Source organism: Arthrobacter sp. 9V (genome assembly GCF_902506065.1).
GTDB lineage: Bacteria > Actinomycetota > Actinomycetes > Actinomycetales > Micrococcaceae > Arthrobacter.
This window is the reverse complement of sequence record NZ_LR732912.1, coordinates 2,393,834-2,414,414: the sequence shown is the minus strand read 5'-3', so window position 1 is coordinate 2,414,414 and position 20,581 is coordinate 2,393,834. Positions and strand designations below refer to the sequence as shown.

The 20,581-nt window shown below is 60.1% G+C and carries 20 protein-coding genes; 17 read left to right on the top strand and 3 right to left on the bottom strand.

All coding sequences use genetic code 11. The features are described from left to right. Positions 1 to 12 precede the first annotated feature (12 nt). From BACI9J_RS11265 to BACI9J_RS11230, 8 genes are all read left to right on the top strand, one after another. Positions 13 to 1,215 (top strand): FAD-dependent oxidoreductase, encoded by a 1,203-nt coding sequence (locus BACI9J_RS11265; RefSeq protein WP_159734456.1) that lies wholly within the window; start codon positions 13 to 15, stop codon positions 1,213 to 1,215. 58 nt (positions 1,216 to 1,273) lie between these two features. After that, positions 1,274 to 2,422 carry a CaiB/BaiF CoA transferase family protein gene (locus tag BACI9J_RS11260; protein WP_159734455.1) on the top strand — a complete coding sequence of 383 codons (1,149 nt, stop codon included), beginning with the start codon at positions 1,274 to 1,276 and terminating at the stop codon, positions 2,420 to 2,422. After that, complete coding sequence (locus tag BACI9J_RS11255) at positions 2,419 to 3,258, top strand: HpcH/HpaI aldolase/citrate lyase family protein (RefSeq protein WP_159734454.1); 840 nt, start codon at positions 2,419 to 2,421, stop codon at positions 3,256 to 3,258. The genes BACI9J_RS11260 and BACI9J_RS11255 overlap by 4 nt, the downstream gene beginning before the upstream one ends. Positions 3,259 to 3,266: 8 nt before the next feature. Further along, entirely contained in the window at positions 3,267 to 4,052 is a 786-nt protein-coding gene (locus tag BACI9J_RS11250; RefSeq protein ID WP_159734453.1) for an SDR family oxidoreductase, read from the top strand. Positions 4,053 to 4,084: 32 nt separating this feature from the next. Then, positions 4,085 to 4,801 carry an alpha/beta fold hydrolase gene (locus tag BACI9J_RS11245; protein WP_159734452.1) on the top strand — a complete coding sequence of 239 codons (717 nt, stop codon included), beginning with the start codon at positions 4,085 to 4,087 and terminating at the stop codon, positions 4,799 to 4,801. Further along, positions 4,798 to 5,712, top strand: coding sequence for a dioxygenase family protein (locus BACI9J_RS11240; protein WP_159734451.1), 915 nt, complete (start codon positions 4,798 to 4,800; stop codon positions 5,710 to 5,712). The genes BACI9J_RS11245 and BACI9J_RS11240 overlap by 4 nt, the downstream gene beginning before the upstream one ends. Next, positions 5,709 to 6,767, top strand: coding sequence for a maleylacetate reductase (locus BACI9J_RS11235; protein WP_159734450.1), 1,059 nt, complete (start codon positions 5,709 to 5,711; stop codon positions 6,765 to 6,767). The genes BACI9J_RS11240 and BACI9J_RS11235 overlap by 4 nt, the downstream gene beginning before the upstream one ends. A 125-nt stretch (positions 6,768 to 6,892) precedes the next feature. Beyond that, the gene (locus BACI9J_RS11230; protein WP_159734449.1) at positions 6,893 to 8,128 is read left to right on the top strand and encodes an NAD(P)/FAD-dependent oxidoreductase; all 1,236 of its coding nucleotides are present in this window, start codon (positions 6,893 to 6,895) and stop codon (positions 8,126 to 8,128) included. Positions 8,129 to 8,151: 23 nt separating this feature from the next. Here the strand turns inward: BACI9J_RS11230 and BACI9J_RS11225 are convergent, their stop codons facing one another. Next, a complete protein-coding gene (locus BACI9J_RS11225; protein WP_159734448.1) occupies positions 8,152 to 8,322 on the bottom strand; it encodes a hypothetical protein in 171 nt (56 codons plus the stop codon). Positions 8,323 to 8,356: 34 nt separating this feature from the next. On the opposite strand from BACI9J_RS11225, the gene BACI9J_RS11220 reads away from it, so the two are divergent. Next, entirely contained in the window at positions 8,357 to 9,682 is a 1,326-nt protein-coding gene (locus tag BACI9J_RS11220; protein WP_201296563.1) for an MFS transporter, read from the top strand. Between the two features lie 88 nt (positions 9,683 to 9,770). Here the strand turns inward: BACI9J_RS11220 and BACI9J_RS11215 are convergent, their stop codons facing one another. After that, on the bottom strand, positions 9,771 to 10,076 hold the full coding sequence (locus BACI9J_RS11215) for an antibiotic biosynthesis monooxygenase family protein (RefSeq protein ID WP_159734447.1): 306 nt from the start codon (positions 10,074 to 10,076) through the stop codon (positions 9,771 to 9,773). Between the two features lie 252 nt (positions 10,077 to 10,328). Between BACI9J_RS11215 and BACI9J_RS11210 the strand changes: the two genes are divergently transcribed. Next, a complete protein-coding gene (locus tag BACI9J_RS11210) occupies positions 10,329 to 10,517 on the top strand; it encodes a hypothetical protein (protein WP_159734446.1) in 189 nt (62 codons plus the stop codon). 15 nt (positions 10,518 to 10,532) lie between these two features. Here the strand turns inward: BACI9J_RS11210 and BACI9J_RS11205 are convergent, their stop codons facing one another. Then, a complete protein-coding gene (locus BACI9J_RS11205) occupies positions 10,533 to 12,941 on the bottom strand; it encodes a LuxR C-terminal-related transcriptional regulator (protein WP_159734445.1) in 2,409 nt (802 codons plus the stop codon). A gap of 444 nt (positions 12,942 to 13,385) precedes the next feature. Here BACI9J_RS11205 and BACI9J_RS11200 point away from each other — a divergent pair, with 444 nt between their 5' ends. The 7 genes from BACI9J_RS11200 to BACI9J_RS11170 all read left to right on the top strand — a co-directional run bounded on the left by BACI9J_RS11200 (position 13,386) and on the right by BACI9J_RS11170 (position 20,434). Continuing rightward, positions 13,386 to 14,576: an acyl-CoA dehydrogenase family protein gene (locus BACI9J_RS11200; protein WP_159734444.1), complete on the top strand. Its 1,191-nt coding sequence runs from the start codon at positions 13,386 to 13,388 to the stop codon at positions 14,574 to 14,576. Positions 14,577 to 14,588: 12 nt separating this feature from the next. Next, positions 14,589 to 15,095 carry a flavin reductase family protein gene (locus BACI9J_RS11195; RefSeq protein WP_159734443.1) on the top strand — a complete coding sequence of 169 codons (507 nt, stop codon included), beginning with the start codon at positions 14,589 to 14,591 and terminating at the stop codon, positions 15,093 to 15,095. 45 nt (positions 15,096 to 15,140) lie between these two features. After that, the gene (locus tag BACI9J_RS11190; RefSeq protein WP_159734442.1) at positions 15,141 to 16,619 is read left to right on the top strand and encodes an aldehyde dehydrogenase; all 1,479 of its coding nucleotides are present in this window, start codon (positions 15,141 to 15,143) and stop codon (positions 16,617 to 16,619) included. Between the two features lie 64 nt (positions 16,620 to 16,683). After that, complete coding sequence (locus BACI9J_RS11185) at positions 16,684 to 17,058, top strand: nuclear transport factor 2 family protein (RefSeq protein ID WP_159734441.1); 375 nt, start codon at positions 16,684 to 16,686, stop codon at positions 17,056 to 17,058. Between the two features lie 77 nt (positions 17,059 to 17,135). Continuing rightward, entirely contained in the window at positions 17,136 to 18,146 is a 1,011-nt protein-coding gene (locus tag BACI9J_RS11180) for a fumarylacetoacetate hydrolase family protein (RefSeq protein WP_159734440.1), read from the top strand. Positions 18,147 to 18,215: 69 nt separating this feature from the next. Then, positions 18,216 to 19,421 (top strand): VOC family protein, encoded by a 1,206-nt coding sequence (locus tag BACI9J_RS11175; protein WP_159734439.1) that lies wholly within the window; start codon positions 18,216 to 18,218, stop codon positions 19,419 to 19,421. A gap of 71 nt (positions 19,422 to 19,492) precedes the next feature. Beyond that, entirely contained in the window at positions 19,493 to 20,434 is a 942-nt protein-coding gene (locus BACI9J_RS11170) for an NAD(P)H-binding protein (protein ID WP_201296562.1), read from the top strand. The last annotated feature ends 147 nt before the right edge of the window (positions 20,435 to 20,581 follow it).

Here is a 20,581-nt window from a genome sequence, read left to right as displayed (position 1 = left end):
AACGGAGGCAACATGGAATACGAGCAACAGGTCATTGTGGCCGGGGCCGGTCCTACTGGTCTGCTCAATGCACTGGGCCTGGCGCAGCAGGGGCTGGACGTTACCGTCGTCGAACGCTCTTCCGAGCCGAACGACGCCCCGCGGGCGATTCTCTACCACTGGTCCACCCTGGATGGCTTGGAACGGCTTGGGCTTTATGATGACGCCACCCAGGCGGGATTCCTGAAACAGGACTATGCCCATCACGTCCGGGACACGGGCGAGACGATCCACTACGGTTTGAAGGCCCTGGAGGGGCGTGTAAAGCACCCGCATAACCTCCACCTTGGGCAAGGCGCGCTGGCCAGGATCATTCTCCGCCACCTTGAACAACTTCCCAATGCACGTGTCTTGTGGGGACATAAGATCACTGGGATTTCCCAGGACGAATCTGCGGTCAGAGTCGCAGCTGAACACGATGGAAATCCTGTCCGGCTGCGGGCGCCATGGCTGATCGGTGCTGACGGAGCCGGATCCGCGGTGCGCAACGCACTGAATCTTCCTTTTGAAGGCTTTACGTGGCCAGAGCGCTTTGTCGCGGCCAATATCCGGTTTCCCGATGACCGGAAAGGGTGGGCCCAAACGACGTTCTATGTGGACGACGTCTTGGGGGCAATCATCGTCAAGATCGACAATTCGGGCCCGCATGGGCTCTGGCGGTACACCTATATGGAGGACGCAGTGCTCCCGGAAGAGGGAGTCGTGGAGCGGTTGCCGCGGTTTTTGGAGCAGATTTTTGGCCCTGAGGTGGCTGCAGGCATCACGTTGGATGCCATTGCGCCTTACCGGATGCACCAGCGCAGTGCTCCAACCTACCGGGTTGGCCGCGTTCTCCTTGCCGGTGATGCTGCCCATGCAACCAACCCGACAGGCGGTTTCGGCCTGACCATGGGCCTGTTTGACTCTTATGTTCTGAACGAAGCACTGGGAGCAGTCATTGCAGGACGAGCAGGAGAATCCGTCCTGGATGCCTACTCGGAACTACGCCGCTCCGCTTTTATTGATAAGGCCAGTCCCCGAGCCACCGCGAACAAGCGGCTGATCTTCCACTCCTCTGACCCGGTTCAGAGGGACGGTGACTTGGAATTGTTCCGGCGGATGGGCAACGATCCCGACTTGGCAGCAGAGGTTCTGTTCTTCACCAAAACGCTTGAAACGCCGTCGCTTGTTCATTGACGTAAAACGCATCTGCCTCCGTCTGCAAGCCGGCACCATTACTTTTAGGAGTTTTATCATGCTTCCTCTGAGCGGCGTTACTGTCGTCTCTCTTGAGCAGGCAGTGGCAGCACCGTTTGCCACCCGTCAGCTCGCCGACCTTGGTGCAAGGGTCATCAAGATTGAACGGCCCGGAGCGGGTGACTTTGCCCGTGGATATGACGAAACCGTCAAAGGCATGGCGAGTCACTTTGTGTGGTTGAACCGGTCCAAGGAGTCAGTGGCCCTGGATCTTAAGAGCACCGAGGGAAATCGTGCGGTACACGAGTTGGTCCGGAACGCTGACATCTTCATCCAGAATCTTGCCCCTGGCGCTGCGGAGCGCTTGGGACTGGGCGCGGAGGCCCTGCGGGCGGAGCGGCCCGAGCTGATACATGTGTCCATTTCAGGCTACGGCGCGGACGGCCCCTATTCATCCAAGAAAGCGTACGACCTGTTGGTGCAGTGCGAGGCGGGACTGGTGTCCATAACGGGCACCGACCAGACACCGTCCAAAGTAGGGATTTCCATTGCGGACATTGCCTCGGGAATGTACGCCTATTCAGGAATTCTTACTGCGCTGCTCCAGCGAGGGCAGACCGGCGAGGGGGCAACCATCGAATTGTCCATGCTTGAGGCGCTCGGTGAATGGATGGGTTATCCCATGAACTACGCGGTGTACGGTGATGCGCCGCCTCAGCGGACCGGCTCTTCCCATGCTGCAATCGCTCCTTACGGCCCCTTCACCTGCGGTGATTCCCGGCAGGTCTTCCTGGGGATTCAGAACGAACGGGAGTGGGCAACGTTCTGCGAACGTGTGCTGGGGCGCGCCGAGCTTGCACTGGACGAGCGCTTCGCGCGTAATTCCCTGCGCGTTTTGCACAGTTCCGACCTCACCTCGGCCATTGAGGAGGCCCTCACCGGATACTCGGCTGAGGACGTGCTGGACCTGTTGGAACAAGCCGGCATCGCCAACGCGTTGTTGCGGGATATGCGCGGCTTCGCGGACCATCCCCAGCTGAAGGCACGCAACCGGTGGCGCAACTACGATTCACCGGTTGGACCCTTGAAGGCACTCATTCCTCCTGCCACCTTCGTGGGGCAGGAGCCTGTGATGGGCGCCGTGCCGGAAGTCGGCGAACACACGGAGCGCGTACTGGCAGAGTTCGGAGTGCTGGAAACATCATGAGTCATTGGAAGAAACTTCAGGATGCCCGTTCTTTTCTCTTTGTCCCTGGTGACCGGCCTGAGCGTTTCGGGAAAGCCGAGCAATCAGGCGCTGATGTCGTGGTACTGGATCTCGAAGACGCGGTGAACGGCGTGAACCAGGGCGTGGCCTTGCAAGAGGTCACTACGTGGTTGGGGGCCACTGGCCAGGCCGTGGTGCGGATCAGGTCAGGGCAGGACGTTACTCCGCTGAAGGGGCTCGCCGGTCTCCTGGGGGTCATGGTGCCCAAAGCGGAGCGCCCCGCGCAGATTACCAGTGTCCATGAAACGCTGGGTAGCCCCGTCATTGCACTGGTGGAGTCCGCTGCGGGAGTCCTGGCAGCAACGTCGCTGGCCGGTGCCCGCGGTGTGGCCCGCCTGGCCTTCGGAGAGCTTGACTTTGCGGCGGACGTTGAGGCCCACCCCAACCAGCGCGCCATGCTGATGGCACGGTCAACCCTGGTGCTGGCCTCCCGTGCAAGCGGCCTGCCAGGACCGCTGGACGGCGTCACAACAAAGTACGACGACGACGCCGGTCTGGCGCGGGACTTGCGCGCTGCCATGGAGCTGGGGATGACCGGAAAGCTCCTCATCCATCCCCGGCAGGTTGCCGTGGTCCACCACATTTTCCACCCCGGAGACGATGACGTCGCGTGGGCACGGCGCGTTGTCGGATCCATCAACAGCGGGGGAGGTGTGGCCACTGTTGACGGGTCCATGGTGGACGCTCCTGTGCTCCGCCGCGCACACGCCATACTGGACCGTTTCACGTCCGGCGCCCACGCGCTGGCTACCAAGGAAGAAGAGGGCTCAGCGTGAGTCACCCTATGAATGATCGCCCGGTTGCTGTCATCACTGGCGCAGGTGGCGGACTCGGAAATGACATCGCAGACCGTCTGGCAGACGACGGTTTCGATCTGGCGCTGCTTGATGTGTCCGAGCCAGCGCTTCAGGAAGCCGCTACGCGATTGAACCACGGAGCCCCGCAAGCCAAGGTGCTGACTTTGACCGGAAATCTTGCCGACGAGGCCGTGGTTGCGGAGGTGTTCGCCCGTATTGAGGCCGAATTCGGCCGCATTGATGCAGTGGTCTGTGCTGCCGGGGGAAGCGGCACGGCGGTGGTCCGTGAACTATCCGAACTCAGCGGCGATGTATGGCGCTCCGTCATCGAGAGCAACCTCACCAGCACCTTCCTGTGCGCCCGGCACGCGGTTCCGGTCATGCTGAAACGCGGCTACGGGCGCATCGTGAACTTCTCATCGCTGGTAGCCGACGGGCTTGCCGGCCCATCCGGAACCGTGGGTGCCCGCTTGGCTTATGCGGCGTCGAAGGGTGGAATTGTCAGCCTCACAAAGCAGCTGGGCAAGGACCTTGGCGGCACCGGCATCACCGTCAATGCCGTTGCCCCCGGGTTGATCCTTCCCACCAACGGCCGGGTCAGGGATTCGTTCGAGTCCATGGAGCCACAGGAAAGGGCCGCCACCTCTGCAGCAATTCCCGTTGGCAGGCCCGGAACCGGCCACGAAATCGCCGCGGCTGTGGCCTACCTCGTATCGGACGCCGCCGCCTTTACCTCCGGCACCGTGCTCCACGTCGACGGGGCAGCGTCATGACCTCCGCCGCCATTACCAAGGAAGGACCTGAAATGAAGACTGTTCCACTGATCATGTTGCCCGCCTTGGGCGCCGACTCCCGGCTATGGCAGCCGGTCATCGATGAACTCAACGGGGAATTCGACTGCACGGTGGTTCGCGGCGAAGGGCAAACCATCCAAGCCATGGCGGATCACGTCCTGTCCTTGGCTCCCGGGGAGTTTGTGCTGGTAGGGATCTCCATGGGAGGCTACGTCGCGCTGGAGATAGCGCTCAGGAACACGGGGCGCGTCAAGGCCTTGGCTTTGTTCAACACCTCCGCGATCGCCGCCCCCGAGGACCGCCGGCAGAACTCCCGGAACCTTGTGTCCATTGTGGAGTCCGGAGGGTTCCAGGAAGCCATCAGCCGCACGGCCCCCGCCGTATCCCGGGGAATCCCTGCGGTCCTGAAGGTTGTGGAAACCATGACCCGGGATCTTGGTGAACGGGTTTTCGTCGACCAGCAGCTTGCGGTCTTGGACCGCAACGACCGCCAGGACGACCTGGCGGGACTCAACTGCCCCACTTTGGTTGTTGGAGCGGCGGAGGACACCATCACACCCCCGGAACTGGGCGAAGATTTGGCCAAGGGACTCCCGGATGCCCGCTTTGTCCTGATCGAAAAGAGCGGTCATTTTCTTCCCTTGGAGCAACCCCGGGCGGCAGCGGCTGCGCTCAGGGCGTTTCTTCGAGACCATTCCGGGCAGACATCGAAAGGAAGTCAGCCATGACCACGGATCTCGGCCCGGAATCGCTGACCGAGGCTGTCATAGACAGCTTCAAGAACACCTCGGACGAACGGCTTAAGGTCATTCTGGAAAGTTTGACGCGTCACCTCCACAACTTTGTCCGTGAGATAAGCCCCAGCATCCCGGAGTGGGAGGCGGCCATCAACTTCCTCACATCAACCGGTAAAAAGTGCAACGACGTCCGGCAGGAGTTCATTTTGCTCTCCGACGTCCTGGGAGTTTCCATGTTGGTGGAGACCATCAATGACGCCGAGACTCCGGATGCAACGGATTCCACTGTGCTGGGGCCCTTCCATATGGTGGAGTCCCCGGCCCGGAACGTTGGCGAGAACATCTCACCGGAGAGCGACGGCGAGGTGTGCGTGGTCAGGGGGAGGGTCCTTTCAGTTGATGGCAGTCCGCTTCCAAATGCGCGGATTGACGTGTGGCAAGCCAATACCAAAGGCTTCTACGACGTTCAGCAGCCTGGCATTCAGACCGTTGGCAATGGCAGGGGTCTCTTCAGCACCGACGACGACGGCGCCTTCTTTTTCCGAAGTGTTGTTCCCAGTTACTACCCGATTCCCACCGACGGACCGGTGGGAAACCTGCTTGATGCCACGGGCAGGCACCCTTACCGGCCCGCGCACATCCATTTCATTGTCTCTGCGCCGGGTTTCAAGGAACTGACAACCCACATCTTCATAGGCGGTAGTGAATACATTGACTCCGACGCTGTCTTCGCGGTTAAGGAAAGCCTCATAACGCCCTTCACCACCAACGAAGACCCTCTGGCCGCCTCAGCATTCGGTGTGGGTTCCCCCTTCGTTGAGGGCGTCGTTGACATTCGACTGCACCCCGAATTCCGCACCCCCAATCACAGTGACCATGTCCACGAAGAGGTGTCCTCATGAAGGATTTCAGCTATCAAGCACTGCCGATGCGGGTGGTTTTCGGCTCAGGGTCGATTAGGAAGCTCGCCGAAGAAGTTGAAGCCCTGGGCCTTAAACGGGTGTTGGTTCTGTCTACCCCGTTTCAGGAGGAGCTGGCCAGGGACGTCTCCCGGCAACTGGGCGATGCGAGTGCGGGTGTCCATGCCGAAGCGGAGATGCATGTGCCTATCCAGTCAGCACACCGTGCCCGTGCGGCAGCCAAAGCGGCTGATGCTGACGGATACGTTGCAGTGGGGGGCGGGTCCACCACCGGGTTGGGTAAAGCCATTGCCTTGGAGTTCGGCGCACCCATTATTGCCGTGCCTACAACCTATGCCGGATCGGAAATGACCCCCATTTGGGGACTCACCGCCGACGGTGGGAAGAAGACCGGCCGTGACCCAAAAGTTTTGCCAACAAGCGTCATCTACGATCCCGATCTGACGTTGACGTTGCCAGTGGGGATGTCCGTTACAAGTGGTTTCAACGCCATAGCGCATGCGGTGGAAGCCCTGTACGCACCCGATGCCTCGCCCATCATCTCGCAGATGGCGGAGGAGGGAACGCGCGCCATGATCAGTGCCCTGCCATTGATTGCGGGAAACCCGGGCCATCCCGAGGCCCGTTCGGATGCCCTTTACGGTGCTTGGCTGTGCGGAGCAACGTTGGGGGCCACCACAATGTCCCTCCACCACAAGCTGTGCCACATTTTAGGGGGCACCTTCAACCTGCCCCACGCTGAGACACACACGGTAGTGCTCCCATACGCACTGCACTACAACGCCCCGTTTGCCCCCGAGGCAATTGCGGCCCTGCAGCGTGCCACTGGAGCGCAGGACCCGGCCCGCTACATCCGGGGGCTGAGCGTGGAACTGGGCGCCCCGGCTTCACTGCGCAGCCTCGGGTTGGACGACAGTGACGTCGAGACGGTTGTTGACCTGGCAACCCGTAACCAGTACGCAAACCCGCGGCCGTTGACCGAAGAGGGAATCCGCGGGCTTGTCACGGCCGCGCTGAACGGGAGTGACCTCGCATAGAACATGCCATATATTCCGTAGATACAAAGCGTCACATTTTGGTATTTGTGAAATATCAGCGCCAGTCCCACAGTAGAGGAAAGCGGTGATTCAGCTCACTTTTAGACGAGACAGGAAGTGCAGGCATGCTCCACAACACCACGGACATAGCGATTATCGGGGGCTCGACGGCGGCGCTCCGCGCAGCAGAAGCCGCCAGCCGCCGGGCGCCTGAATTGAAGGTCACGGTCATCAGTTCGGAAGACCACCTGCCTTATGAGCTGCCCCCGCTCTCCAAGATCCCCTTAAGCAGTGAGCTCGATATCGAGTCGCTGATCTACCCTTCGGCGCGGGCTCTGCAGGAGCAGGGTGTGGATTTTCGGTTGGGACAAAGCGCCACGGCCCTTGATCCACGGCGCCGGGTGATCAGCACTGATCAGGGAGATCTCCTCTATCGCGCAGCCGTGATCGCTACGGGCTGTGAACCGATCATGCCACCGGTTTTCCGCGGCGAAAGCGACGTTTTCGTGTTGAGGCGTTTCGAAGATTCAGTGGCCCTGCGTGGGAGCCTCGCGGATACGGGGCGGTCCGTGGCCATTGTCGGCGCGGGCTTCATCGGCGGGGAATTCGCATCCACGCTTACTGGCGCGGGGCGTGCAGTGTCACTGATCGACCTCTCGGAGCATCCGTTAATCCGCTTCGGAGAAGCCGTTTCCACTGTTTACGAAGATCTGCACCGCATCAATGGGGTAAACACCTTTTTTGGCGTGGGTGCAACCGGCACAGTGGAACGAAATGGCCGGCGATTCCTGACACTCAGTGACGGTCGTGAAGTCGCCGCAGACGTAATCGTGGTGGGGATCGGGGTCCGGCCCGCCGTTTCATGGTTGGCCTCTTCCGGTATTGAGCTCGAAAACGGTATCCTCACAGACCGCTACCTCCAAAGTTGCCAGGGGGTGTTCGCGGCGGGCGACGCCGTGAGATGGCCCAATGGCCGCTTCGACGCCACCATGCGGATCGAGCACTGGACGACGGCGGCCGAGCAAGGCCGGGCGGCAGGGCTGAATGCTGTGAGTTTCATCGAGAAGGCGCCGCTGGCGCCATTCGTCAGTGTTCCCTTTTTCTGGTCGGACCAACATGGTCAACGGGTGCAGTGGGCCGGCTATCAGACGGCGGGGCAACCAGTCCTTTCCAGCCGGAGTGATGACGGATCGATGTTCTTTTTCCGGGAAGGTGATTTTGTCAGCGGAGTCCTGGCCTTCGAACGGCGCCAGGAATTCGTTTCTCTCCGTGCCAAGCTTCGCCAACCCGTGGCGTGGGACCAACTCCCGGGACTTGTGGCAGGCCTGGAGCCAGTAATCGCAACGGTGCCAGTGCCATGACCACCAACCGCCGTCGATACGTTTCATGCCCCTGCGGCTCCCTCCTTGAAGGGAGCGATGACGATGAGCTTGTCCTCCAGGTGCAACGCCACCTCAGTGAGTACCACCCGGGCCTGCAGTACGGGCGGGACCAGATCCTCTTGATGGCCTACTGACTCGAGGCCGGTACCGGCCTCGGCTCCGGGGTCATCCAAGAAATTTAACGCGCATCAAACAAAGGAGTTTTCAGTGTCTGTTAAAACGTCCGGCCGAATGAAGACGGTGCTCTTCTCCAGCTTCATGGGCACAGCGATAGAGTTCTATGATTTTCTGCTCTACGGGCTGGCGGCGAGTCTGGTGTTCGCCCCTCTCTACTTCGCCAACATGTCGCCGGCGCTGGGCATCGTGGCATCGTTCGCAACCCTGGCCGTGGGCTATCTTGCCAGACCCGTTGGCGGATTGATCTTTGGGCACTTCGGGGACCGTCTTGGACGTAAACGAATGCTCGTCCTAACCATGCTCATGATGGGAGGCGCGAGCTTCTGCATCGGGCTTCTGCCAACGCAAGCGATGATCGGGCAGTTGGCGCCACTGCTGTTGATTCTGCTTCGAATCATTCAAGGCATCGCCGTGGGCGGCGAATGGGGCGGTGCCGCGCTGATGGCCATGGAGCATTCAACCCCTGAGCGGCGCGGCTTCTCCGCCAGCTTTGCCAACATGGGCGGCCCCGCAGGCGCGGCCCTCGCCACAGTGGTGTTTACCTTGAGCAGTTTGTTGCCGGAGGAGTCCTTTATGAGCTGGGGATGGCGCGTGCCTTTCCTCTTCAGCGCCGTTCTGGTGGGCGTGGGACTCTTCGTGCGACTCAAGGTGGCAGAATCGCCCGTCTTCCTGGAAGCACAGCGGCAGGCGGCATCGTCACAACGACGCCGCGTACATCCGCTCCTGGAGGTCCTCCGGAAATACCCACGTGCGGTGGTGGTCGCTTGCCTCGGAACGATCATGGCCTTCGCGGTCCAGTCGCTATTGGCCACCTTCGCCATGCCGTATGCCGTTGCCGCAGGACATAGCCGCGCGGATGTTCTGTGGATCAGCCTGGCGACCCAGGTCATCCATGTGTTTACCATCCCCATGTTCGCGGCTTTGTCGGACAGGATCGGGCGACGCAAGGTGATGATCACCGGAGTCGTCGGCATGATCGTCCTGATTCACCCGCTCTGGCTGATGATTGGCGCCGACAATCTGGTCTTGTTGTTCTTGGCTTTCCTGATTGGAAACCCGCTGCTTCAAGCCATGGTTTACGGACCCACCGCCGCATTCATCTCCGAGATGTTCGGTGCGCAATCACGCTACACGGGCGCATCACTGGCTTATCAGGTATCGGCGACTTTGGGCGGTGGCCTGGTGCCGCTGGCGGCCACTGCGCTACTGGCAGCGCGGGGAGGCAACGACCCCATCTATGTGTCCGCCCTGATCGTCGCAATCGGCATCATCAGCCTCATTGCGCTTTTGGTACCTCAACGTCCTGCCAAGGAAGTGGCGGCCGAGGATGCTGGAGCTGCGGTTCCAGTGATTTGATTCCAGCAGTGCAGCAGAGGAAGCGGAGTGCCCCGGTTGATGCCTGGGTGCTCCGCTTCATGCCTGCGCGGGGCATATGTGGTCCGGGTCACTGGGGGTTCAGTACGTCCTGCCCGCTGAAATGAACAACATGGGGTGCTTCGACGCAGTGCGCCATGAGAATTTTGTACAGATCTTCGGCTTGGGCTGTGCCCGGAAAAACAACGGTGTGGTCCTCGATGCTTTGCCAACCCACCCTCAGCAAATATGTGCCCGGAATATCCACGCTGGCTTGTAATTCCACCGAATGGCAACCCCGGGCAGCCAGCAGCAGACTCCTGACTGCGGCAGTCTCTTTGAGAAACTCTTCTTCGGTTCCGGGATTAATCCTGAGTTCGGCATGTTCGTAAATCATTTGATACCTTTCCAAAACCGTGGGGGAGGAAATATGGGTTTCCCTGCCTGGGCGCAGCCGATGATGAACAATGTAGCGAAAAAACCTGAGCCCGCACAATGTTTGCAATATTACCAACCTATGCGCGCCGGCCATACGCCCGGGCTATGGCAATTGTTGTAATTGGTATTTGTTCCTTCGTTCAAAAAAGCGCACGCTGGTCATAGTCGCCCGCAGAAGCGGGCACAGTACCTTACTCAATGAGGAGTCCCCATGACCACCATCGGCATCAGCCTCGGAACATTACCGGGACTGCACTTCGTCTCGCCATCCACGCCCCGGTCCCCGTCTCCACGGTTTCCCGGACGCCCGGCTTCCGGGAGTATTGTGGCTTATCCCTGGGCAGGCTGGGACGTTGAAGATCAGGACGACGCAGTAGCCCAAGCCCCCGTCAGCAACTGAAGACAGGCTCTCCCACTACGGGCCGGAAGAGCGACCGGCTATCCAGCTGGCTACTTGGGTGCGCGAGGTAAACCCGAGCTTGGACAGAATGCGTTCGATGTGTCCGCTGACTGTTCTGGGGGACAACACCAGTTCGGCGGCTATTTCCTTATTGCTCCGCCCTTGGGCTACCAGATTTGCCACTTGTTCCTCCCGCTCAGTCAGCGTCGGTCCTCCTGTGGCGTATGCGCTGGCGAATTCCGGCTTCTTGGCCCGGCGAGCAGCATGGCGGCCGTCATCGAGGGTGCGTGTGGCGGGTGAAACATAGGACGTCATGGCGAGGTTCAACGCAAGCTCTACGGCATGGTCCGTGGACATGGCCTCTCCGCCGTTCAGTATCTCTTGGAAGCGCGACTCTCCCAGCCCGTGCCGGATACGGGCCGTTGTTTCCGCGAAGTCCGTTTCCAGGGGACCGAAGGCGGAGACCGTGGTGCCGATCCCTTTCCAAACAGACTGAGCCGCACAAAGAAGGGTGGCCGCTGTTTCAAACCGGCCGCTTGAAGCTGCCGTCCAGGACATTTGCTCTACAACGAGCGCGATGCATAGCCCGTCATGAAAATCCCGCTGGATCTCCAATGCATTGATCTGGCATGTCCGCGCGTCATCGAGCTGGCCCAGGTGCCAGTGGCAGAGGCCCATCACAGCGTAGCCGTAAGCAAGGCTCCACCGTTCCCCGTGCTTTTTGCTTCCAGCCAGGACCTCTTGGCAGGTGGCCAACGCCTCCTCGATCCGACCCGCGTACATCTGGGTCCACGCCAGCAGGAACCTCGCTGTGAGTTCGGAAGCGTGGTTGTTTTGAAGTCGATGGGCAGCTGCTGCTCTGCCGAACAGCTCAACGGCAAGCTCGATTCGGCCACCTAGAACCTCACACAAGGCTTGCCAGTGATCAGCGTGCGCGGCCAAAACCGGGTCCTCCAGGTTTGTGGCGATCTGACGGCTTTCGACCAGAAATGCTTGAGCCGGGTCCCGATCACCCTGAAGAAGAGCCACCCACGCTGCCACCCACAGTGCATTTCCACGTTCAGGCGTCATATCTGTGGCAAGGGTTAGCATCCGCTCGAGCCATCGACGCCCGTCGGACAGTTTTCCGCCGGCTATCCAGTGGTACCTCAGCAGGGCCGCCAGCTCCATCCCGGCTACTTCCTCACCCGGGGTGGTTGCTGACCATTCCAAGGCTGAGAGGATATTCGCATGGTCCCGGTGTGCGGCGGCGAGCCGGTTCGACTGTTCCGGACCGCACCATGTTGCTACGGTTTCGGCGGCTTTGGCCAGGTAATGATCCCGCTGCCGCCGGCGTAGATCAGACGTTTCGCCCTGGCGTTCAAGTAAGGATGCTCCGTACTCGCGGAAAGTCATCAGTTGCCAGTACCGCCGCGGCTGGTCGCTTGAGGATGCGTGATCAATGACGTTCCCGGCAACCACCAACGATTTTGCAACAAGATGGTCCAAAAGATCCAGGACGTCTGCCTTGTTGATCTCGCCAAATCCGCACACTTCTTCTGCGGCTTCCACATCGAAGCCGGCGGGAAAAACGGAAAGCCTGGCCCACAACATTTGCTCTTCGCGGGTGCAGAGCTCGTAGCTCCAGTCAACCACCGCCTTCAGGGTTTGCTGTCGGGCGATGGCCGCGCGGCTCCCACCCGTCAATATCTCAAAGCGACGATCAAGTCGTTCAACGAGCTGAACCACTGAGACAGAGCGAAGTCTTGCTGCCGCAAGCTCAATGGCAAGAGGTATCCCATCCAGCATCCGGCACAGTTCGGCGACTGCCTGCCTGTTGCCTTCGGTGATTTCGAATCCGGCATGGACGCTCTTTGCGCGGTCAACCAGCAGCCGGACGGACTCAAACGACTCTATGGTTCCGGCCTCGATATCTGCGGCAGAGGGGGCGCTGAGCGGCGGCACTTGATAGACCTGTTCTCCGAAGATCCCCAGGGGCTCCCGACTGGTTGCTATCACCCGCAATTGGGGTGCAGTGTCCATGAGTTTTGCCACCAAGGCGGGCACTTCACCCAGCAGATGTTCGCAGTTATCCAGGACCAGAAGCAGTTGGCGGTCCTGTGCATAGTCCGCAAGCCTCTCCGCGGGGGACCTGTTTGACTGATCGGGCAGCCGCAGGGATGCGGCAATCTGCGAAGCCACAAGCGAAGCGTCTTCCAAGGCTGCAAGTTCAACGATCCATACACCGTCCCGAAAGGCTTTCCGGGTGCGGGCTGAAAGCTCCGCAGCAAGCCTGGTTTTGCCGACTCCACCGGGGCCGGTCAGCGTCAGGAGACGGGAGCGTGACATCAGCTCCCTTGCTGCTCCGAGTTCATTGCGTCGACCAATGAAGCTGGTTAGGTTGTGGCCCCCCGAGGAGCCAACAGTCACTGCCTCGTTACTCATGACCCTCCTGTGATGCAGACAACAATACAGGTACTGGATTGGGTCATTTGACCCGTCCCTCGCCAAGCGCAGCAGAGCACACTGGATACAGCCACAACAACACTTTGGAGAAATTGGAAGGTAAGCGCGATGAAGCGCAGAACAGCAAATCCAGACACCTGCCGGAAGGGCATGAATGTATCCTTTCCCGGCATTGTGAAACCCGCTGCATATTCCATTTTCTCTACAGACCTAAACACTACGAACGATGCTGGCAACGCAGATTCAGCTGATAACTTCTGGCCCGACTGTGAAGACTCTCGCTCCGCCCAAAAGCCGCAGGTGCTTCACGCAGCCTATTACACAAAGCAGCATCTGAGCGATTACTGAAGAACATTTCATACTTCACCCGAAGATCGTCGGAAAAGTCTGCCGATTTTATTTCACCCATATGAAAGAGGAACCATGACAGCGACGTCAATCACCGAATTGTCCGATACCAACGTGCCTGATTCCGAGTTAGTAGCCCGTGCTACTTCCCTGGTTCCGTTGGTCAGGGAGTTCGCGGCTCAAGGTTCGGAGGCCCGCCGTGTGGCTCCGGAAGTGGTTGCAGCTTTGGAAGAGGCCGGCCTGTTCCGGATGTTGGTACCCAAACGTCACGGGGGAATGGGGGCCTCCTTGCGCACGGCTGTGGAGGTAACCCAGGAAATTGCCCGGGGTGACGGTTCCACAGGGTGGGTTACAACGCTGATGATGGTGGGCACCGGCTTTGCTTCTACCTTTTCCGAGCAGGCTCAGGAAGAAGTCTTCGGCAGTAATCCCTTGGCCAAGGTGGCCGGAACATTCAGCCCCGGAAGCAAGAGTGAACGTGTTGACGGGGGCTACCTCGTCAGCGGCCGGTGGCCGTATTCCTCAGGCTCCTTCGCTGCAGATTGGGCAACGCTGGGTGTATTGCTCGACGGTGATGATCCGATGGCGCTGGCGTTGATTCCGGCTGAAGCCTGGACGATCGAACCAACATGGTTCGTGGCAGGGATGAAAGGCACTGGCAGTGACACGATCGTGGTTCAGGACCACTTTGTGCCGGACCACCGGGTTCAGCGCCTGAGCAACATGCTCAGCTCCAACTTTTTGTCACCGTACAAAGAGGACCGGATGGCAAACGTAGCGTTCAACGCCGTTGCGGCCGCGATCCTGATTGCTCCGCAGATCGGCTTGGCACGCCACGCACTGGAGATCACCCTGGCCAAGCTTCCGTCCAAGCCGGTGGCCTACACCATCTACAACAATGCCAAGGATTCACCGACGCACCAACTGGCAGTGGCCAAGGCAGCCTCGAATCTGCACTTGTCCGAGCTGCTGTTGAACCGCATGTGCCTGGACATTGACACCGCCGCTGATGCCGGGGAGCAGCTGGATCTTGCCACGCGGGCACGTATCCGTAACGACACCGGGGTTATTGCCGAACTTGTTGGTCAGGCAATTGATGCCCTGATGACCGCCAACGGCGCAGGGTCATTTGCCGAGGCCAACGTCCTCAACCAGATCTGGCGTGACTCCGAAATCGCCGCCCGGCACGCATTTGTCACTCCGGAAATCGGCAAAGAAGCCTACGGACGGGTCCTGATGGGCCTGGAACCCACCATCAACCTTTAAGGCAAGGTCACCATGTCCATCCCCACCATTCCCCAAGCACCAGCTGAGGACCCATCACGAACCTATCGCCGGGTTCTGGGCCACGTGCCCACAAGCGTCGCGGTGGTAACGGCCGGCACCAGGTCCGGGCCCGTAGGAATGACGGTAGGTTCCTTCACGTCCGTGTCATTGGAACCGCCCTTGGTGGCGTTCTTCGTGGACAAGGCATCCACAACGTGGCCCCGCCTCTACGAAGCAAGCCATTTTGGAGTCAACATCCTGGGGCAGGACCAAACCGCGCTCTGCAAGGCATTCTCCCGTCGCTCGGAGGACCGCTTCGATGAAGTCGACTGGACCCCGTCCAGCAGGGGAGTGCCTCTGCTCAACGATGCAATTGTCACGCTGGAATGCACCCGCTACAAGATCGACCTCATCGGGGACCACTACCAGGTTGTTGGTCGCGTCGAGTCCCTGGAACTCCGGGCCACCAACCCGCCGCTGATCTTCCTGCAAGGCACGTTCCTGAACCTCCCGGCCTGATGCCGGGGCGTCCTGAAGTTCCACAAATCTTAGTTAGGAGAACACATGTCCCTCATCGTTGAGAAGCAACATGATCTGGACCGAAGGCATTTCTTTATTGACGGTGTCTGGGCCAAGCCAACCGGGGATCTGCTCCGGGACCAGGTGGAGGCAGCTACTGGCGAGGTCATTGGCGTAGCCGCCATGGGGACGGAAGCAGATATCGATGCAGCCGTCCGGGCAGCCCGGCGGGCCCTCGACGAAGGGCCTTGGGGTAAGTCGACGGCTCGGGAACGGGCTGAGGTGCTTCGGCGGTTCGCCAGTGAGCTGAACTTGCGGTCCGCCGGCACTTCCGAACTGGTTTCCAGGGAGAACGGCATGCCGATCGGGCTCTCACAGATGCTGAATGGAGGTGCTCCGGGAGCTCTCCTGAACATCTACGCCGACGTGATTGAAAACCTGGCATTGGAAGAAGTGCGTACCAGCCAGGCAGGATCCACCATTGTCCGAAGGGAGCCGGTGGGTGTGGTTGGCGCAATCGCACCATGGAATTTCCCGCAAGCGCTGGCCATGTTCAAGATTGCACCGGCCTTGGCTGCGGGTTGCACGGTGGTCCTCAAGCCGTCTCCGGAAACCGCCTTGGACTCCTACGTCTTTGCTGATGCGGCCAAGGCTGCAGGACTGCCTGACGGTGTCCTCAACATTGTGCTGGGGGATCGGGACGCAGGGGCCGCGCTGGTGTCACATCCTCTGGTGGACAAGATTGCCTTCACTGGTTCCACGGCTGCCGGCAGGATCATTGGCGCCGAATGCGGTCGCTTGATCCGTCGATGCACCCTTGAACTGGGAGGCAAGTCTGCCGCCCTCTTCCTCGAAGACGGTGACGTCAACACGCTGCTGTCCGGATTGGACAACGCTTCATTCCTGAACAACAGCCAAACATGTACCACCCAGTCACGCATCCTCATTGCACGCTCACGCTACGAGGAAGTCGTAGAGGCGGTGGGGAGCTTTGCTGCCTCCTACAACGTAGGGAACCCGCTGGACCCCACAGTGACCATGGGGCCCATGGCTACCAAGGAGCATCTGGCGCGGGTGATGGATTACATCGAGATGGCAAAAGCCTCCAGCGCCCGTCTGGTGACGGGGGGAAGCCGTCCTGCCGGCGCTGACAAGGGGTGGTTCGTTGAGCCCACCGTCTTTGCCGATGTGGCCAACAGCGACCGCCTGGCCCGGGAAGAGGTCTTTGGCCCCGTGATGGCACTGATCCCGTTCGACGACGACGAGGACGCTGTGCGGATGGCAAACGACAGCAACTACGGTCTGGGCGGATCCGTCTGGAGTGCCGATGAGGACAGGGCCTTGTCTGTGGCCCGGCGCGTCCGCACAGGAACCATAGGACTGAACTACTACACGCTGGACCTCGGGGCCCCCTTCGGCGGGTTCAAGGATTCCGGAGTGGGCAGGGAACTCGGACCCGAGGGCATCAACGCGTACTTGGAATACAAATCGATCTACGCATCTGCCAAGTACCTCAGCGCCTGACACCGGCCCCCATGCCAACCCGACGTAAACCGGAACGGTTTGCAGTGGAAGGAGACAACACCACATGACTGACTCAACTGAAATTGTCGCAGCCTACTTCGACGGCGTGAAGGCCGGGGACGCAGAAGCCGTAGCCGATCTGTTTGCTTCGAATGCGCGGCTGACCAATGCTGCAGGAACCCTGCAAGGCGCCGATGCCATCAGGCGGATGTATCGCAACGGACTGACCGCCGGAAAGATGACGCCCAGCCCCCATCCTCCGGTGGTTCATGGAGACCACGTAGCTGTGGAGATCGACCTGGATGCCAACGGGGTGAGCCTCAAACTGGGCGATTTCTTCACTGTCCGGGACGGGAAGATCCAGAGCCTCACCATCTACAGCCTCACCCCAACGGACGCGCGCGTCTTTGAGGACGTCGGGGTCGACCCCCTGAAGTGAGGGGGCGCGGCTCTTGGGCCGCGCCACATCACAAGAACGCGCCAGACCAACAAAACGAAACATACCCAGGAGAACACATGAAGATCGCTGTTTTTGGCCCCCACCGACGTGTGGGCGTCATTGTGGAAAACAAGGTGGTGGACGCCAACGCCGCCTATGCAAAGTATCTCGCTGAAAACTCGCAGGAGGCGCGGCCCCAGGCCCGGGCCGACGCGGAGGTCCCGGCGGAGCTCGGGGCGTTCATCGCCGAAGGAAACCGGGCTCTCGAAGGCGCGCAAACCGCCGTCGACCATTTGTGGTCCAAAGCCTCCGACGATCGGGGACTCGATGGGGAGGTCTTGTTCTTTGACCTCGGGGACACCGATCTGCACGCCCCGGTGGCCCAGGGATCGCGGATCTACTGTGCGTTGGCCAACTTCTTTGACCATATGGAAGCCGCCAGCAAGAACAGCGCGGGAAATGACACCGCCGAGGTCCTGGATCGGCTGGTTCAAGGCGGACCCAAGTATTTCCTGAAGGACCACCGGGCAGTAGGGGCGGACGGGGAACCTGTGCGGTACCCCGCCAGAACCCGGCGTCTGGACTATGAGGCCGAAGTGGCGATCATCGTCGGGAAGCAGGGCCGCGATATCGGCCGGGATGATGCCCTTCCCTACATCTGGGGATACACGCTTCACAACGACTGGTCGATCCGGGACAACGTGTCTTTTGGGCCGGACTTCATGCACTCAAAGAATTTTGATACCTCGGCAACCATCGGGCCCTGGATCGTTGTCAACGAGGGCCTGGACCCACAGGACATTCCGCTGGAGTGCCGGGTGAACGGTGAGATCCGGCAAAGCGGCAATACCAAGTCCATGGTTCACGACTTCTCCACCTTCATCCAGCATCTGTCCGCGGACACCACGCTCTACCCGGGTGATCTCATCAGCAGCGGAACACCCAAGGGAACTGCAGTGGATTCAAGCCGCCAGCAAACGGATGGCTCGCACCCGGATGCCCTGTTCGTGAAACCCGGCGATGTGGTGGAGGTGTCCTCCGCCCTCATTGGCGCCATTCGAAACGAAGTCATCAGCCCGAATGCCTGAGAACTGCGATCACCTCTCTGCCTGGGTGTAGCCCAGGCGTTCAAGGGACCACGACAAAGAAAGAGCATCATGAGCGAACAGCAGCACAATGTGGGCGGTGTGCTTTACGACCGTCCCTTCAAAATCCGCCGGCTGAACCATTTCGGCATCAGCGTCGAAGACACCGGTGCATCGTTGGCTTTCTACAGGGATCTTCTGGGGTTCCACGTGGCCGACGCTTTGAACCTTGAAAAGTACGACCCAGGTACGTGGCTGGACGGACTCGCTGACAAACACATCTATTTCCTTCGCCACAACAGTGATCACCACACCTTTGTCCTGATGCCGAAGGCCTGGGTGGACCATATGGACTCTCCGGCCAGGGGGGATCTGACCATCAATCAGATCACGTGGCAGGTTGGCAGCCTCCGCGAAGTGGTCCAGGCCCGGCTGTGGCTCGAGTCCTTGGGCAACAAGATCGAACGGTACGGCCGGGACCCGGGTTCCAACTGGCACACGTACTTCCCGGACCCCACAGGGCACACCAACGAGCTCGAGTACGGGATCGAACAGGTGGGATGGGATGGGCGGAGCAAACCCGAAGTCCTGTGGCCGTGGGCCAATGAGCACCCGTCGCTGCCGACCAAGTCCGAGAGCAGTGAGTTGGCCGATGCTGAATCGGAGGGCGTGGACCTCACCAGCGGCTATCGCTGGGTGGATGAGTTACCCAAAACGTTCGACGTCGGCGGCGTGCTACTGTCGAGGCCCTTCAAGCCAGTGCGTATTGGACCGGTCAGCATTTTCGTCGAGGACGTCGCGGGCGCAGAAGAGTTCTACACACAGCGGCTCGGTTTGGTTAAGAGCGAAGAGACGATGGTGGACGGGCACCGTGCTGTCTTCTTGAGGACCAATACCGAACACCACAGCCTGGGCCTCTTTCCCATGGAGCTCCGGAAAAAACTCGGTGTCAGCGAGCACACCACGCTGCTTTCTTTCGGTATCCAGCTTGGTTCCTACGAACAGCTGAAAGCTGCACGTGATTTCCTCGAAGAGCGCGGCGTCAAACTTCTGGACCTGCCGCAGGACATCCACCCTGGTGTCGATTACACGGTTCACGCAGTGGATCCTGACGGTCACGTCATGCAGCTGTACTACTACATGGAACAAGTGGGATGGGACGGCTCCGTCCGGGCGCCATCGCAACGACGCGCAGTGGATCCCGAGGTTTGGCCCGAAGCGCTGTCCCCCATGTCCGACACCTATGGCGGGGAGACTTTCTGGGGTCCGCTCGGCTGACACTGCACCACCTGTACCACCGTTTCCGCCAAAGAGGCCGGGAACAAGAAACCAAACAAAGGAGGCCTGAAGTGGGCCGTATCATCATCAGCGGGGCGTCGGGAGATCTTGGACGCAGGGTTACTGAACTGCTTTTGGCAGCTGACCCGGACATCGAATTGACCCTGGTATCGCGGACACCGGACAAGCTCTACAAACACAAGAACCCCGGAGTCCGGGTCATGCGGGGCGATTACCAGGAGCCCGAGTCCCTCAATGAGGCATATGCGGGCGGCGAGATCCTTTTTCTCATCAGTGGACTGAACCTTGGTCGCAGGGTCGCTGAGACGCGGAATGCCATTGCCGCTGCACAGCATGCCGGTGTCCGTCACATCGTGTATACCTCTGTGGGCGGTATCCATCCCACCAACCCGGCTCTCTCAGCCAAGGACCACTACCAGAGCGAATTGGATCTCCGGAACTCCGGCGTAGCCTACACATTCCTCCGCAATGCGCTGTATGCGGAGATCATCAGCAACATCCTTGTTGCTCCCGCGGCAGCCTGTGGTGTGATGGCGCAGGCGACGGGGCATGGGCGGTTGGCTCCGGCGGCGAAAGCAGATGTGGCCCGCAGCGCCGCCGCTGTACTGCTTGCCGCAGAAAAGCATGAAGGCGCCGTCTATGAGATAACGGGACCTGAATTGCTGACTTTTGAAGACATTGCGCGCATTGGTTCGGAGGTACACGGCGCACCCATTGATTATCAGCCGATTTCGGATGATGAGCGGCTCGCCTTCTTCGATTCAATCGGCATCCCCAGGACCTACGATCCTTCCATGCCTCCCAGCGCGGACGGCCACATGTGGGCAAGCGACGAGCTGGTCACCGCTGAAGTCGCCATTGCCGAGGGGTATCAGACCGTCCTTTCAGGACACGTCAAGCTGATCACCGGGCGGAATCCGGAAACACTGCAATCAGTGATGGAAGCCGTCAAATCCGTGCGGTACGACCAGATCCCGGCGGAGGCATCCTAAACCCTGGCAAGGGCATCAGCGGCGGGACGGCTTCGTTCATCGGATGTGGACGAGGCCGTCTTCCGCGTTTCTCAGTACTGACAGGACAAGGGCTGAAAGCGATGCAAGGAGATGCGCAGGCCGTTTTGGCAGATTGCACGTAGACCG